This window comes from Lysinibacter sp. HNR (assembly GCF_029760935.1).
Taxonomy (GTDB): domain Bacteria; phylum Actinomycetota; class Actinomycetes; order Actinomycetales; family Microbacteriaceae; genus HNR.
The window spans coordinates 640,243-655,946 of the sequence record NZ_CP121684.1 but is presented as its reverse complement, the minus strand read 5'-3'; the positions used below and the strand labels follow the sequence as shown (position 1 = coordinate 655,946).

The 15,704-nt window shown below is 55.6% G+C and carries 12 protein-coding genes; 1 reads left to right on the top strand and 11 read right to left on the bottom strand.

What is annotated here, in order from left to right; translation table 11 throughout:
* Nucleotides 1-3: 3 nt before the first annotated feature.
* The 3 genes from gltX to FrondiHNR_RS02810 form a co-directional block, all read right to left on the bottom strand.
* A complete protein-coding gene (gene gltX / locus FrondiHNR_RS02820; protein WP_279353730.1) occupies nucleotides 4-1,521 on the bottom strand; it encodes a glutamate--tRNA ligase in 1,518 nt (505 codons plus the stop codon).
* Nucleotides 1,522-1,620: 99 nt separating this feature from the next.
* Nucleotides 1,621-2,994 carry an MFS transporter gene (locus FrondiHNR_RS02815; RefSeq protein WP_279353729.1) on the bottom strand — a complete coding sequence of 458 codons (1,374 nt, stop codon included), beginning with the start codon at nucleotides 2,992-2,994 and terminating at the stop codon, nucleotides 1,621-1,623.
* 20 nt (nucleotides 2,995-3,014) lie between these two features.
* Nucleotides 3,015-3,938 carry a LysR family transcriptional regulator gene (locus FrondiHNR_RS02810; protein ID WP_279353728.1) on the bottom strand — a complete coding sequence of 308 codons (924 nt, stop codon included), beginning with the start codon at nucleotides 3,936-3,938 and terminating at the stop codon, nucleotides 3,015-3,017.
* Nucleotides 3,939-4,078: 140 nt separating this feature from the next.
* On the opposite strand from FrondiHNR_RS02810, the gene FrondiHNR_RS02805 reads away from it, so the two are divergent.
* Complete coding sequence (locus tag FrondiHNR_RS02805) at nucleotides 4,079-5,146, top strand: aminotransferase class V-fold PLP-dependent enzyme (RefSeq protein WP_279353727.1); 1,068 nt, start codon at nucleotides 4,079-4,081, stop codon at nucleotides 5,144-5,146.
* On the opposite strand, the gene FrondiHNR_RS02800 is transcribed toward FrondiHNR_RS02805, so the two are convergent.
* From FrondiHNR_RS02800 to FrondiHNR_RS02765, 8 genes are all read right to left on the bottom strand, one after another.
* The gene (locus tag FrondiHNR_RS02800) at nucleotides 5,143-5,973 is read right to left on the bottom strand and encodes a VanZ family protein (RefSeq protein WP_279353726.1); all 831 of its coding nucleotides are present in this window, start codon (nucleotides 5,971-5,973) and stop codon (nucleotides 5,143-5,145) included. The genes FrondiHNR_RS02805 and FrondiHNR_RS02800 overlap by 4 nt on opposite strands.
* Before the next feature lie 116 nt (nucleotides 5,974-6,089).
* Complete coding sequence (locus FrondiHNR_RS02795; protein ID WP_279353725.1) at nucleotides 6,090-7,418, bottom strand: transcriptional regulator; 1,329 nt, start codon at nucleotides 7,416-7,418, stop codon at nucleotides 6,090-6,092.
* 98 nt (nucleotides 7,419-7,516) lie between these two features.
* Nucleotides 7,517-8,809, bottom strand: a complete 1,293-nt coding sequence (locus FrondiHNR_RS02790; RefSeq protein ID WP_279354455.1) for an APC family permease — start codon at nucleotides 8,807-8,809, stop codon at nucleotides 7,517-7,519.
* Nucleotides 8,810-8,951: 142 nt separating this feature from the next.
* The gene (locus tag FrondiHNR_RS02785) at nucleotides 8,952-10,631 is read right to left on the bottom strand and encodes an amidohydrolase (RefSeq protein WP_279353724.1); all 1,680 of its coding nucleotides are present in this window, start codon (nucleotides 10,629-10,631) and stop codon (nucleotides 8,952-8,954) included.
* Between the two features lie 210 nt (nucleotides 10,632-10,841).
* Nucleotides 10,842-11,603, bottom strand: coding sequence for a fumarylacetoacetate hydrolase family protein (locus FrondiHNR_RS02780; protein WP_279353723.1), 762 nt, complete (start codon nucleotides 11,601-11,603; stop codon nucleotides 10,842-10,844).
* A 35-nt stretch (nucleotides 11,604-11,638) separates the two neighbouring features.
* A complete protein-coding gene (locus tag FrondiHNR_RS02775; RefSeq protein WP_279353722.1) occupies nucleotides 11,639-12,742 on the bottom strand; it encodes a branched-chain amino acid aminotransferase in 1,104 nt (367 codons plus the stop codon).
* Between the two features lie 18 nt (nucleotides 12,743-12,760).
* Nucleotides 12,761-13,825 (bottom strand): 3-isopropylmalate dehydrogenase, encoded by a 1,065-nt coding sequence (locus FrondiHNR_RS02770; RefSeq protein WP_279353721.1) that lies wholly within the window; start codon nucleotides 13,823-13,825, stop codon nucleotides 12,761-12,763.
* Between the two features lie 229 nt (nucleotides 13,826-14,054).
* The gene (locus FrondiHNR_RS02765; RefSeq protein ID WP_279353720.1) at nucleotides 14,055-15,608 is read right to left on the bottom strand and encodes an MFS transporter; all 1,554 of its coding nucleotides are present in this window, start codon (nucleotides 15,606-15,608) and stop codon (nucleotides 14,055-14,057) included.
* Nucleotides 15,609-15,704 lie beyond the last annotated feature (96 nt).

Genomic DNA, 15,704 nt, shown 5'->3' with positions numbered 1-15,704 from the left:
CGACTATACCTCCCTTGCAGTAAAGCGGATGAAACGATCACGGGTCTCAGAACGACCCAGAATCTCCATCGATTCAAAAAGTGGAGGAGAAACGCGTCGCCCTGATAGGGCGGTACGCAGCGGTCCATAAGCATTACGAGGTTTAAGCTCCATGCCCTCAATCAGCGTTACAGACAGGGCAGCCTGGATATTCTCTGCTTTCCAGGAGCTATCGGGCAGGGCGTCCAGAGCCTCAATGGATGCCACTACAATCTCAACCGCATTCTGTGGTAGCCCCTTAAGCGCATCAGCTTGATACTCAATCTGCTCGCTGGGCACAAAAAGGAAAGAAAGCATGTCGACAACTTCACCCAACACCGCGATGCGCTCCTGCACAAGCGGGGAAGCAGCATCGAGAATACCGCGCTCACGCTGACTCAGAGGCTCACTCAACACACCGCCTGCAACCAGATAAGGAATCAGACGCTCGGTAAAATCTTGCTGTTTGAGCATCCGAATGTGATCGCCGTTAATAGAATCAGCCTTTTTCTGATCAAAACGGGCTGGGTTGGGGTTAACGTCTTTAACCTCAAACGCGGCCACCAACTCATCAACACTAAACACGTCTCGATCGGGAGCAAGTGACCACCCCAAAAGCGAGAGATAGTTGATAAGCCCTTCGGGGATAAAGCCCCGCTCTCTGTGGTGAAAAAGATTTGCCTGCGGGTCACGCTTAGAGAGCTTTTTATTACCCTCACCCATCACATAAGGAAGATGCCCAAAGAGCGGAATAAAAGTGGTAAGACCAATGTCAATGAGGGCATGATACAGAGCGATCTGGCGAGGCGTTGAGGAAAGGAGATCCTCTCCTCTCAGAACGTGAGTGATACCCATGAGGGCATCATCCACAGGGTTCACCAGGGTATAGAGGGGTTTACCGTTGGGGCGTACCACCACAAAATCTGTGAAGGAGCCCTCGGGGAAAGTGATGTCGCCCCGCACCAGATCGGTGAAGGAAAGGTTAGTGTCGGGCACCCGAAGACGCAACGCTGGTTGCCTCCCTTCAGCACGGAAAGCAGCCTTCTGGCCTTCGCTCAGATTGCGATCATAGTTGTCATATCCCAGCTGTTTAGGGCGTCCCGCTGCCTCATTGCGCGCGTCGATCTCTTCCGCATTAGAGTAGCTCTCGTACACGTGACCCGATTCCACGAGACGGTCGATGACGTCCCTGTAAATTTCGGTTCGCTGCGACTGACGATACGGGCCATGCGGCCCGCCCGTCTCCACACCCTCGTCCCAATCCAACCGAAGCCAGCGAAGCGCCTCAATCACCTGCTCATAGCTCTCTTCGCTGTCCCGGGCCTCATCGGTATCCTCAATACGAAACACAAAGGTTCCCCCCGTGTGAAGAGCGTAAGCCCAGTTAAAGAGGGCCGTTCGCACGAGTCCCACGTGGGGGGTCCCCGTTGGTGAAGGACAAAACCGTACCCTGATATCGCTACCGGTCGCTGTGGAAAATGGGTGTTCAATAAGCTGTGACATTATCAATAATCCTAACCAGTTATCCTCAAGCGTTTTGAAGTGGGGGTTGCTAAACCGTTGCATCAAGAAACTCAAAAACTTTTATAGAGGTTAAGGGTATTACGTCCGTGTGATGCTCAGGCTCTTTCTCGCGACTAATATACCTGCTGTACCCATAAGAGCCACCAAAACAAGCAAGACGAGCGAGAGTCCCGCGAATCCGATGTACCCCAGGATGAGACCCGATACCGCACCGGCGAGCGCTCCCGACCCGTTCATGATTGTGTCCGAGATACCCTGGCGAGATGTCCCCTCCCCCGGGATCATGTTCTTGGTGAGAAGAGCGGCTCCCGCTACCGTACCCGCGCTCCAGCCGAGTCCCAAAAGAACGAGACCCACCTGTACGATCACGTAGTTATTCCCAGAAAAAGCGGTGAAAATCAGTGAGATTGCGAGAACAAAAGCTCCCACAAGAACAACTCTGGGGGCACCAAAACGATCGCTTAGGAGACCCCATACCGGAGCTAAGACAAACATACCCGCTATATGCAGGCTGAGGGTGAGTCCCACAATCTGGAGCGAGGCTCCATGCTCGGTCAAGTGCACGGGGGTCATCGCCATAACCGCAACCATAACGGCGTGGGCGAGAGCCATGATAAGGATCGCGGTTCGCTGGTTGAAGAGCCGCCTTTGACTCTCAGGTTCTTCGGTGAGGCTGAACGTCTTGACAAGGTCGGATTCAACGGTTTCAGGTTGCTTCTGTGTGTGAAGGCCTGCCTCTGCCTCTGCCTCTGCCTCTGCCTCTGCCTCTGCCTCTGCCTCTGCCTCTGCCTCTGCCTCTGCCTCTGCCTCTGCCCGAATAATACGCTGGCTGATCAGGAAAGGATCGGGGCGAAGCGCAACAAAATAAAGAATTGATACCAGACTCTGCGTTATCAGGGTAATAACAAAAGCACCGGTGAGGGCTGGTAATCCAAGGAGATCACCCAGTGATTCTCCGGGGATCAAGAGGTTGGGACCAATTACTGAGCCGATGGTTGTCGACCAGACAACCAGCGAAAGATCCCTCCCACGAGTTTGGAGAGGGGCAAGATCAGCTGCGGCAAAACGTGATTGATACTGCACCGCTGTTGATACACCGACCAGCCCCAGTCCCACTAAGAGCAATCCAAAGCTGCTGGCCACTGAGGCAAACAACACAACAAGAACCCCTGCAGCCGCGATGAGGCTCCCCACCCCGAGCGACACCCTCCGACCTCCCCGGTTAGCAATGCGGGCTAGAGGATAGGCCGCGATCGCTGAGCCCAGGGTACCCATGGTGGAAGCCATGCCCGACCACGCGGGATCGCCGGAAAATTCAGCCGCAAGTAACGCCCCCACCGAAAGCGAGGCCCCAAAACCAAGGCCCGCTAGAATTTGTCCCAGAACAAGCGTGCGAATCGTTCTTCTTTGTGTAGCCGCGATGCGCACGGGATCAAGCATTGTGGTTGTCATAGGGGGGTTGCATCCTCAGGTCAAGCGTGTGGGGCGTCGAGTAAGCTCCAGTATATTGAGTCCATTTCCCGTAGCGATTTCCGTGCCGCAGCCACGGCGGGCACATCAACCACACTCTGTGGCGATACAAAGCTAATGACCCGGTGGCTATCCTCCACTAGTGGCAAGATAAGAACCTGGTCAGGAATCACTTGAATTCCCTCGAGAGCGAGACGAGGAATAAGCGATACCGCAAGCGAGGCCGACACCAAGTTCATCACCGCCACTATATTGTCGGTCTCGTGACCTATGTGGGGCACAAAACCGTTCTGCGCCGCAGCAGATATCAGGTGTCCCCGACACCGAGGACACCCGGCAATCCAGGTCTCGGAGGAAAGCTCCGCAAGAGAGACAGCCTCTCGACAGGCAAGGGGATGCGCCGCAGGCAGAGCAACATATATTTCTTCACGCCACAGGTGCTCCACCGTAAGGCCGGGAAGACTCTCCCCGACAAGCCCCACACCTTCTCCCGGGTAACTAAAAGTTATTGCAGCGTCCAGTTCCCCCTGACGCACCTCTTCAATAGCTTCTCGTGGTTCCAGTTCACGATAGCTCAACACCATACCTGGGAAGTCTTCACGTAGCCCTACGAAAAGCTCCGGTACAATCGCTGCGGATGCCGTGGGAAATGACCCCAGACGCAGACGTCCCCGAGTGAGTCCCGCCAACTCCGAAAGGTCGGAAACTACGGCCTCAAGCTCTGAGTTCAGTACACGGGCGTGTCGGGCCAGGACCTCACCAACCTCAGTAAATCGTACTCCTCGCCCCTCCCTCTCGAGAATTGCAAGGCCAAGCCGTTGCTCCATCTTTCTGAGGTGCTGACTCACCGCGGGTTGACTCAGGTGAAGATGAGCCGCGGCTCCCGTAATAGAGCCGGTGAGGCTCAGTGCGTGCACAATACGCATCGCCCGGGAATCTATGTCATCAATGCTAAGTTTACGTATGCGAGGGGGCACGACTTATAGGTTATCCCAATAATAAATGAATGCGTTCCATAAATAAGATGAAATTTACTTATGTTTGAGATCAGGCATAATCTATTTTTATGACCACACCAGCTATCGGCCCCCTGACCATAAGTCAGGCATCCGACGCTTTTTCTCCCGATGCTACCTATCTCGCGGCCTGTACACTGGGCCTTCCCACGGATAGCACACGCACCGCTCTTGCACACGATCTTGATGATTGGGCACGAGGACTCAGCACTGCCACACGCTATGGGGAAGCAGTAGAAAACAGTCGCTCACTCTTTGCTCAGCTAGTTCATACCGAGCCTTCGCTAGTGGCGTGCGGCTCTCAAGTATCCTCGTTTGTATCTGTGGTGGCCACTAGTGTTCCTGACAACGCTGAGATCCTCTGCGTTGATGGCGATTTTAGTTCTGTCGCGCACCCCTTTGTGCAACAGGCCTACCGCGGGGTTACGGTACGTTTTGTCCCACTCGCGATGCTCGCCCAGAGCATTCGCCCCTCAACCCACCTGGTCGCTTTTTCACTCGTGCAATCCGCTACGGGAGAGCACGCAGATTCTGAGGCGATTTGCAGCGCTGCCCAGGCCCACAATGCTCTCACCCTCTGCGACCTCACCCAGGCAGCAGGCTGGATGCCCGTGTACGCGAACAACTATGACATTACGGTCACCCACACCTACAAGTGGCTCTGCGTACCCCGAGGCGTTGCCTTTATGACCGTTCAGGCAGGCTTACACTACGATCTTCACCCCATTGCTGCGGGCTGGTACTCAGCGGACAACGTCTGGGGCGGCTGCTACACAACGGCAATGTCGCTGGCTCCCGATGCCCGCAGATTCGACCTTTCTCCAGCCTGGCCTGCCTGGATCGGAGCACAGGCCGCGCTCGATTTCTTCACCCGGGTCGATATGGAACAGGTGCGTCAGCACAGTATTGCGCTTGGCAATAGACTGTGTCAAGAGCTAGACCTACCGCAGCACGACCAGGCCATTGTCACTTGGCCTGATGCTGATGGCAGTCAACTCACGCTACTCACCGAAGCAAATATTGTGGCTTCCAATCGCGCCGGGCGCCTCCGGGCTGCTTTTCACCTGTGGAATACGGCAGAAGATATTGACCAGATCCTCACCGCCATCCGTCGCTAGGGAGAGTCACGCCGGTCAAGATCCGCACTACCGATCGCGTTCCACGCGACACCGTGACCGTCGCTGGGACCCGCACTAATAAACGCGTTGTCAACGTAGCCTCCGCGGATATTCGAGGAGTCCAGGGGAACCTTCGGGGTTGTGATCGCACCCGATGCCGATGCAATCGAGAGAGAGTGAGCCGCCGACTCCGGTCTATACGTTGGCGCGGTCACCGTGCGTGTAGGCGGGTGATGATCCTGAGCCCGATGAAACAGAACTGCCTGTCCAGGGGCATTTTTAGAGGGTACTACCCCAGTTGGTACACCCTGCACAGATATGCTCTGCGCGGTTTGAGAACCTTCAGGCAAAATTTCACGAACGGCTTGAGAACTCGACTGCCTCTCGTTCGCCAGCTCTTTTTCCAAGCGGACCAACTTAGCCTTGCTCGCGGTAAGAACAAGGCCAACAAGCACTCCAATAGCGCCTCCGACGGAATTCGCAATTAGGTCTCTGGGGTCGGACACACGCTCGGGGATAAACACCTGCGCCGCCTCAATACCCGCGGTGAGAAGACAGGACAGGAGGACCGCAAGATACCACAGTCGTCGCCCCACAAGCAGGACGAAAAACAAACCGACCGGGATAAACATCCCTATGTTGGCAATTAATTCTAATTCGTTGTAACCGACCCAATCAATAAGTGGATAACCTTCAAAAGATCTCAGGAGTCGATAAATAAAAGTAGTGCCCGTATGGTTGAGGGGTTGCGGACCCAGTGTAATCCACCCCACAAATCCCAGGTAGGCCAGGGTAAAAAAGCCAAGAATGGGGTGGCGATGCAGCATTGTGTTAGTGTGCCACCGGTTCCTGAAGAGCGACCGAACGACCGCTGAATAAATAATCAAACCGGAATCCAAAACCCTGCACATTCATCAGGCTTAGACTCGTATATTCGTCAGGTCTAAACCCGAGTATCCATCATCTCAAGACGTGATAGCACGTGTGCCCGCTTGGGCGATCGTGCGGGTAAGAGACGCAAACATGCCTCCCATGCATCACGGTCATCCGTCCCCACCGGAGACTGCACATAGCTGAGAAGAACCTCAATTGAGGCATCGGTAAGCAGGGCTTCCCGGAGAGTACGGGCAACCTCCGCCCGGATATAGGTAATACCGGGGGCTTCAGACTCGGGCAATAACACGCCGGGATAGGCAGCGAGCGCCAATCTATGAGCGCCTCGTCCTAAGGCAGATAAGACATCACGCACGTCAAGCGTGATTGAGCGTGGAAGGCGGTATGGGCGAGAAAGCGGCGTAAGTGTGGGGTCAATGCTCTTCAATACTGATCGCAGCCGCACCATTTCGGCGCGCAGGGTGATGGCACCGTCATTGCGCCCATAAAGGAGTTGGGAGAGTCTTTCTGCCGATAAGCCGTTCTCGTGCCAGGCCAAAAGAGTGAGAATTTCTGCGTGACGGCGGCTGAGTTCCACAAACTCTGTGCCGATATAGAGTTCGCCTCGTTCACGCCCTAAAACGTTCAGGCGCGTAATTCCTGTTCCTTTCACGGGTTTTCTATCGCTGATTCCCCACGGACCACGACGAGCCTGGGCAAGAACCATATCTTTGCGGAGGGTTTGAATACGAAGCTCTGCCTCAACCGCTGCAACGGTGGCCTCGACAAGCGGCAGGGTGTGCGGCGCGACAATCTCGTCACCACCCGTAATATCGATAACCCCGAGGAGCGTTTTTGTGACCGGATCATGAATAGGTGCGGCTGTACAGCTCCACTGATGAGCACGCCGATTGTAGTGTTCTTCTCCCAACACCTGAATTCCGTGGTTCAGCGTAATGGCACTGCCCAGCGCACTCATCCCCACCACGGCTTCAGACCAGTCTGCCCCCACCACAAAGTTCATGTCCTCGGCACGGACACGTCTCTGGTAGTCACCGTCTATCCACAGCAGACGCCCCGCGGCATCTCCCACTGCAACAATAAGATCGGCCTCGGCAGCGTCATCAATCAAAAGACGCTGGATAATCGGACGAATGCTCGCGAGAGGATGACTGTTTCGATAATCGTCAACCCGAGCAAAGTCCCAGACATCGGTGACGGGAAAACCTTCAGGGTCAAGATCGTTTGCAATGGATCGCTGCCACGAGTCACGAACAACATCACGGATTCCGTCGGGCATTTCCGCCCCAGAAACCGCCTTTTCGTGTGCCCGGAGGAGTAACCTGCGGCGTTCACGCACGGACTCCCCGCGCCGTAAAGCAAACCGCTGGTTAACCATCCAAAACTCCTGAAGGGTCACTTATAAGAAAAACTAATCCCACTTCCCAGTGTAATCGCTTCTGCAGCGACTATTTTCACGATGCGATACACACCGAACTATTCAGTGAGATCAAGCATGGGTGTGGCCCTCCGGAAACCGCGCGTAATAACCGCGAGATAAATGAAACCCACAGCTAGCCAAAGCAGTCCAATCACGAGTGTTTTCGGCGACAGGTGAGTCCACAGCCACGCTGTCAGGAAAAACCCAATTACCGGAAGCACCAGGAATCTCAAGGTTCCCCAGGAAGAGCGTTGTTTTTCGTCAAAAAAGTAGTGCTTAATCACCGAAAGGTTTACCACAGAAAAAGCGGCAAGTGCGCCAAAACTAATCATTTCAGAAAGTAGCGAGAGATCTATCACGATGGCAATGAGAGATACCGCGGACACAACCAGCGTCGCGGTAACGGGGGTGTTAAAACGCACGCTGAGCCGCCCGAAAATACGATTGGGCAGCACATTGTCACGTCCCATAGCGTAAAGAATACGCGACACAGATGCCTGTGATGCCAGAGCCGAACCCGATGCACCCGCAACGTAGGCGGCAGTGAAGAAAATCACCAGGAATTGACCACCCGCCTGTGACATGACATCCAGCGCCGCGCTATCGGTGTCTCCAAAAGCATGGTTAGGCAGGACCAGGTGACTCACGTAGGAGAGCCCGATAAAAAGCACTCCCGCTATGAGGGTAACTGCCGCAATTGCTCGAGGCAGAGTTTTGCGAGGGTTCTTTGTTTCTTCTGCCAGCGTTGAAATGGAGTCGAAGCCAAGGAACGAGAGACACAGAACGGCGGCGCCCGCGGCAACCGGGGCAAATCCTTCGTCCGCCCCACCATTGCCGGTAAACGGAGCAAAAAAGTCAAGGGTTTTTCCGCTTACCGAGACCAGGGCCAGACTCACAAAAACTACGATAAAGAGTGTTTGCAAAGCAAGAATCACAAGATTGGTACGAACCACCGACACGATCCCGATAATGTTGAGAACCGTAACCAGCGCAATGGTCGCAACAATAAACACCCACGACGGCACCCCGGGAAACGCCTCACTGAGATAGATACCGATAACCAGATAGTTGATCATCGGCAAAAATAGGTAATCGAGCAGCAGAGCCCAGCCCGCGAGAAAGCCCAGGCCCGGGCCAAAACTACGCTGCGTATAGGTGTAGGCCGACCCCGCGTAGGGGAAGGCCCGCGCCATCAGGCCGTAGGAACGGGCGGTAAAAAGCATGGCACACAGCGTGATAATGTAGGCAAGGGGTAGGCGACCACCCGATAACTGGGTCACAAAACCGTACGTGGTGAAGAGGGTGAGCGGCACCATATAGACGAGGCCAAACAAGATGAGCGAGGGCATACCCAGCACTCGTCGAAGCCGCACCTGTTGCTCTTCCTGAGGAGGTGTTTTTTGTAGGGGTTCGTGAATCACTGTCTTAGGCTCCTTTGCTTTCATCGCGAATCATCGGGTGTCATCGCGAATTCTGGTGAATCATCGCGAATTATTGGGCTCCCTGGGCGACGCGAAACGTTACCGTCCCCGCCAGGTAAGTTGCACGGATACCAATCATGGGCATCTGTTGGGGAGGAGTAGTTCTGGGGTCCGCATCAAGCCACACCAGGTCAGCAGAGGATCCCCGGGCAATCTGCCCCCAGGGGACGTCGCGCTGATCGGCAAAGGCTTGGTGAGCGGTCCCGGCAGTGTAGGCAAAAAGAGCGGTTTCAACATCGAGAATCTGATGCGGTGTCCATCCCAACTCCGGCTGTCCCTGTTGTGTCTGGCGTGATGTGGCCACAGCAATCCCGTCAAAAGGAGCGGCCGAAGAACACGGCCAATCCGAGCCAAACGACAACGTTGCACCTAAGTGGGTGAGCGTTTTGAGCTGATACTGCTTATCGGCACGTTCTTGACCCAGGCGCGGTATCGTGAGGGCGGTCATCAGGGCGTCCTCCTGTGCCCACAATGGCTGCATGTTTGCGGTTACTCCGAGGGTGGCAAAGCGAGCCAGGTCTTCTTCGCTGGCAAGCTGAACGTGGGCGATCACCGGTCGAAGATCCAGGTCACCGTTAATGCTCTGGGAGTGCTCGATCGCGTCGAGTGCGCAGCGTACGGCGGCGTCTCCGATGGCGTGCAGGTGAGGCTGGAAACCCACGGCCATGACGGCCGCTACTGATTCCGCCAGGTGTGTGGAGTCCCACACCAGCATTCCGTGATCGTGAGCGCCCGAACAATAGGGCTCCAGAAGCGCGCCCGTCTCATTTTCGACGACTCCATCAGTGAAGAATTTCACGCTGTTTGCAGTGAGGAGAGGGTGTTTCAACTCCCTGATCCGTTGCCGCGCGGCAATCATCTGTTCGAGCGAGTTGGGGAACACTCGAGGGTCCGCCAGAAGCGCAAGGTTGACTCGAGTGGCAAGCGCTCCCCGGAGCGCCGCTTCAATATACACGTCGATGTCTTCGGGCTCCACCCACGCATCCTGAATCCAGGTGACCCCGAGCGCCGCAAAATGCTCGGTAGCTCGTGCAAGTGCAGCTACCCTGTCGTCGAACGAATAGCCGGGATTCACCGCTGCCACTAGGTCGACAGCTCCCCACTCCCGAAGGGTACCGAGCGGTGAGCCGTCCTGGCGTCTGGGTATCTCCCCCAGTTCTGGCTCGGGGGTGTTCGCCTCGATCCCCGCTAGCTCAAGCGCCCGTGTGTTGCACCACACCGTGTGATAGTCCCAGGCACGCAGCACGACTGGCCGGTCGGGCACTGCCTCGTCTAACCAGCGCGCATCAAACAGACCGGAGGGCGCAAGGGAACCGTCATATGAGGCGCCAAGAATCCACTCCTCGTCGGGGTTATTTTCGGCATAGCGACGCACCTCATCAATAATTTCTTCAACGGAGGTGCAGGCACGGATCTGAGGCCCTCGGGCCTCAAGCCCACCAAAAATCGGGTGGGAATGCCCCTCCCCAAAAGAGGGAATAATCATCCCACCCTCAAGGTCAACACGGTCAACAAATTTTTCGGCGGTCTCGCCCCGCTCCCGCTCAAGCTCAGCTATGCGGCCCACGACATCTGCGCCCACCGCCTCAATACGATTACCAACGATCAGGAGCTCGTGTTGATCGGGCGCGCCCGGTCCCATCCACACCACTCCGTTGCTCAGGTGAATCGTCTTGGCGTTGCGTATCATGAACCCTCCGTTGGGTGACACGGGATTAGGCAAGCAACACTGCTGAAGCTCACTCGTTTCCCTGATAAACAGCTGTCAATGAACAAAGTTCATATTAATTCTCTACAGTACAGTTTGTTTCAGGAGATGCCAAGTTACCTCGCAATAAAAATGCGCAAACGAACCTTTGTTGCCACCTACTGAACCAGACTCACGGCACGCAACGGACGTTTATAACCGCACCGAGTTCCGAAGGGTGCCGATACCCTTAATCTCTATCTCAACAGTGTCTCCCGGGTTGAGGGGGCCAACTCCGGCCGGGGTTCCCAAGAGGATGACATCCCCCGGCAGCATTGTCCACACCCGCGAGGAATACTCAATCACACTGGCAATTGAGTGGATCATGCTGGAGAGCGCAGCTTCTTGTCGTTCCTCACCGTTCACCCTGGTGATCAAGCCGGAGGATAGCGGGTCAAAGTCGGTCTCTATCACCGGGCCGAGCGGGCAAAAAGTATCAAACCCTTTGCCTCGCGCCCACTGTCCGTCTGACTGTTGTAGATCGCGCGCGGTCACGTCGTTTGCAGCCGTGTACCCAAACACGTAGTCAAGAGCATCGGCGGCAGAGACATTTTTAGCAATCCGACCGATCACCACCGCAAGCTCACCCTCGTGTTCCACCCGCTGGGACTGTGGGGGAATCACGATGGCATCTCCCGGCCCGATAACCGAGGTGTTTGGCTTCAGGAAAAGTAACGGTTCCTCCGGTGGTTCACCTCCCATCTCAGCGGCGTGATCACGATAGTTCTTACCCACGCAGATAACCTTTGAGCGGGGGATCACGGGCGCAAGAAGCGTCGCGTTCATCATGGGAACCCTCTCACCCGTGGTATCGAACCCGGTAAACAACGGGTCACCGTCGATCACCACGATTTCGTCGTCATCAATGATGCCGTAGGCGATAGTGTCTTCGTGACTAAAACGAACAACCTTCATCTAAAAACTCCTGACGTTATGTGGCGGGGAGGGGCTTAGCTATCAAGCCGTGTCATCCATCCGTGAGGGTCTGGTCGACGGCCGTATTGGATGTCGGTGAGTTCTTCACGAAGGGAAAGAGTAAGCTCGCCCGCTGGGGCTTCGGGGTCACCCACCAGGAAATCCTCTCCTTTGAGCGTGTTAATGGGGGTCACAACGGCGGCGGTTCCACAGGCAAAAACCTCTGTTATCTCGCCGCTTTGAACACCGTCTTTCCACTCGTGAATCGAGACAGGCCGCTCCTCGACCGTTATTCCACGGTCTTGCGCAAGCTGAATGATACTGGAGCGGGTGATACCGTGCAGAATGTTTCCGTTGAGGTTGGGGGTGAGGAGACGCCCGTCTCGCGTCACAAGAAACACGTTCATGCCTCCCAGCTCGTCAATGTGGTCTCGGTTTTCCGCGTTGAGAAAGAGTACTTGCGCACACCCGTTTTCCACGGCTTCCCGCTGCGGGAGCAGCGATGCGGCATAGTTTCCACCGCTTTTTGCCTCACCGGTTCCGCCTCGACCGGCACGCGAGTACTCTCGTGGAAGCCAGATAGAGACCGGCTTTACTCCGCTGGAGAAATAAGGCCCCGCCGGACTTGCGATAAGCATATAGCTGGCCTTCTGAGCAGCACGCACCCCCAAGAAACTCTCGTTTGCGATCATGAAGGGGCGCAGATACAGACTCGTATCGTACTCGGACGGAACCCATGCGCCGTCAACGGCAATAAGTTCACGCAGTGAGCGCATAAAATCCTCCACGGGAAGTTCAGGCAGAGCCAAACGCCTCGCAGACAGGTTTAACCGCGTGGCGTTTGCCTCGGGGCGAAAGCCCCAGATTGATCCGTCTTCGTGACGATAAGCCTTAAGCCCCTCAAAAACCTCCTGACCGTAGTGCAGCACAGAGGAGGCAGGATCCAACGCAATAGGTCCGTAGGGGATCACGCGGGCGTTGTCCCACCCGCCTTCAATACTCCAGTCGATAGACACCATGTGATCCGTAAAGTGGTTACCAAACCCTGGATCGTCAAGAATCACGCTCCTCACAACGTCGTTAACGGGGGAGGTGTGACGGCTGATCTCAAAGGAAAGAGGTGCGGTGGTGTCGGTCATGAGGTATAGCTTTCTAATTTATTGGTTATCTAAGCGAATAGCGCGAACAATACGATCACCGATATCGGTGGTACGGGTGGACTGTCCCGCACGATGAGCCACGTCGTGCTCGACGGCATTACGGATCCGGGCTGCCTGCTCGGAAAGTCCGAGGTGGTCGAGCATGAGCGCTACCGAAAGGATCGCGGCTGAGGGGTCGGCCTTCTGCTGACCCGCAATATCCGGCGCGGAGCCGTGTACCGGCTCAAACATGCTGGGGAAGTGACCATCGGGGTTGATATTGCCCGATGCAGCTAAGCCGATGCCGCCGCTGATTGCACCGGCCAGGTCGGTGAGGATATCGCCAAAGAGGTTGTCTGTAACAATGACGTCAAATCTAGCAGGATCGGTGACCAGAAAGATAGTTGCCGCATCGACGTGTAGATAGTCAACCGCAACCTCGGGAAACTCGTGGGCAATCGTGTCCACGTGCCGCTTCCACAGGGAACCCGCAAAAACCAGCACGTTTGTTTTGTGGACCAGTGTGAGCCTGCGACGCTTGCGATTGCGCGCCGTTTCGAAAGCGTAGCGCACCACCCTCTCCACACCATGAGCCGTGTTAATCGATACCTCATTTGCGATCTCGAAGGGGGTTCCCTGTCGGATGGCACCTCCGTTACCCACGTAGGGACCCTCTGTTCCCTCGCGCACAACAACAAAATCGATCTCGCCCGGGTGGCTGAGTGGACTGGTTTCACCGGGCAGAAGAACACTCGGGCGTACGTTGGCGTAGTGGTCTAGCTCAAAGCGAAGCCGCAGCAATAGCCCCCGTTCAATATTGGCCTGGGCGAGCCGAGGGTCACCCGGAGTCCCGCCCACGGCCCCCAGAAGGATCGCGTCGTGCTGTTTGATAGCCCCCAGATCCTGATCAGTCAGGGTGTCCCCAGTAGCTAGATACCGATCCGCTCCCAGGGAGAAGTTTGTGCGGGTGAGGGTTATGCCGGAGTCGCGCAAAACGGCGTCGAGCACTTTATTGGCCTCGGCAATAACCTCGGGGCCAATCCCATCGCCGGGTATAACGGCAAGCTTGATCTCTTGTGGCACAGTCTTTCTCCAGAGTTTTTCGGCGAGGCGGCATTAAATGACCCCATTTTTATACTACAAATTGCAGCATAACCAGCGGTGGCTCTAGCCTACTCCCCTGTGGAGGAGAAACTAGAGCCACCCGACCGCACTCACCCGTCTCACCGAACCTTCTTACCCGATTCACAGCGCTCAGCACGGTGACAGGGAATCGTGCTGGAGGGATACACCAATCTGCAGTGCCTCTTCGTTACGGTTGTGTGATGGAGTTGGTGTCGGCACGAACCCGAAGTTTGCGCCAGGCGACAAGCGCCGCGACCACCATCAGCAGGGCTCCAATAGTTGCGGTAATGGTCACACCGCTCTCAAAGGCCGCCACGGCAGCATCCATAATTTGACGGCCGAGCTCACCTCCGATTCGTTCCGACAAATTATAAGCACCGGCCAGCGTTTCATGGGCGGCAGCGCTATCACCTGCCTCCACTCCCTCAGGCAAAACGAGAACCAGGCGGTAGTTCGCGGCGAGAATTCCACCGAGTAGGGCGGTTCCGAGAACGGCTCCTGTCTCATAGGCTGTTTCCGAGAGGGCAGAGGCAGCTCCTACCTTGTTGGGTGGTGCCGCGTTAAGAATGAGATCGTTTGAGATGGTCTCAGCAGCGCCGATTCCCAGGCCCAGCAGGGAGAATGCGATGAGCACCACCTCCAGGCTCGGGCTCTGGGGAACTATCGCGATAAGAGCGTAGGCAGCAGCGGAGAGCAGCAACGCAAGAGTGACCACGACGTGTGGCGATACCCGACGCGAGAGGGGAACAACCGCAAGTCCTGACACGACCATGATCACCAATCCGGGCACAAGGATTAGACCCGCGGTAAAGGGATCAAATCCCAGTACTATCTGGAGGTGTTGTGACACGAAAAAGAGGAAGCCAACCAGAGCAATCACACTGAGAAGATTCACCAATATTCCACCACTGAACATTCGATCACTAAACAGCCTGATATCGAGCAGCGGTATTGGACGTCTGAACTGACGACGCACAAAAAGGTATCCGAACGTCACGCCGACAACAAAAGATGCCACGCCGATAACGTCAAGTCCCTCGCTGGCAAAATGCTTAATCGCATAGACCACACCAAACATCGCCGCCATGGAGAACAATATGCTCACAAGATCGATTGGCCCGGGGTTGGGGTCACGCGATTCGCGCACAAGAAGCGGCACGGCAATAAGCATCGGAATCAGAACCGGAACCGCAAGCAGAAATACCGATCCCCAGGGAAAGTGTGCAAGAAGAATCCCCCCGACAAGTGGCCCCAGGGCAGCACCCGCAGCAAAACAGGTGGCCCAGATAGCAACCGCCAATCGCCGCTGTTCACGGTCAAGAAAGGTACTACGAAGCAGCGAAAGAGTAGAGGGCATAAGCATTGCCCCGAAAAAGCCCAAGGCAGCGCGGGCAGCAATAAGCTGGCCTGCATTCGCAGAGAAGGCCGCAAGTATCGAGACCAGGGCAAAACCGGTTGCCCCAATGAGAAGCAGTCGCCTCCGTCCGATACGGTCACCCAGGCTTCCCATGGTAACCAACAGACCGGCCAATATCAGTGGGTAAATATCAATGATCCACAGCTGTTCAGCTGCGGTAGGCTCCAGCGCTTCCGCTATCTGCGGCAAAGCAAAGCTCAGAACCGTATTGTCAACCGAAACTAATATCACGGAGAGCATCAACGCCGCCAGGGCGATCCACTCTCTGGCACCAGCACGCTGAGGCGGCTGACTACTGATACGGTTTTCGAATGCGCGAGACACTTTTACCTAATTTCTAATTTTCGCTGGTCGTAATCACTCAATAAATGTTATTTACCTGGTAAATCAACGCTAAATTCATGGATTTGCCAGACAATA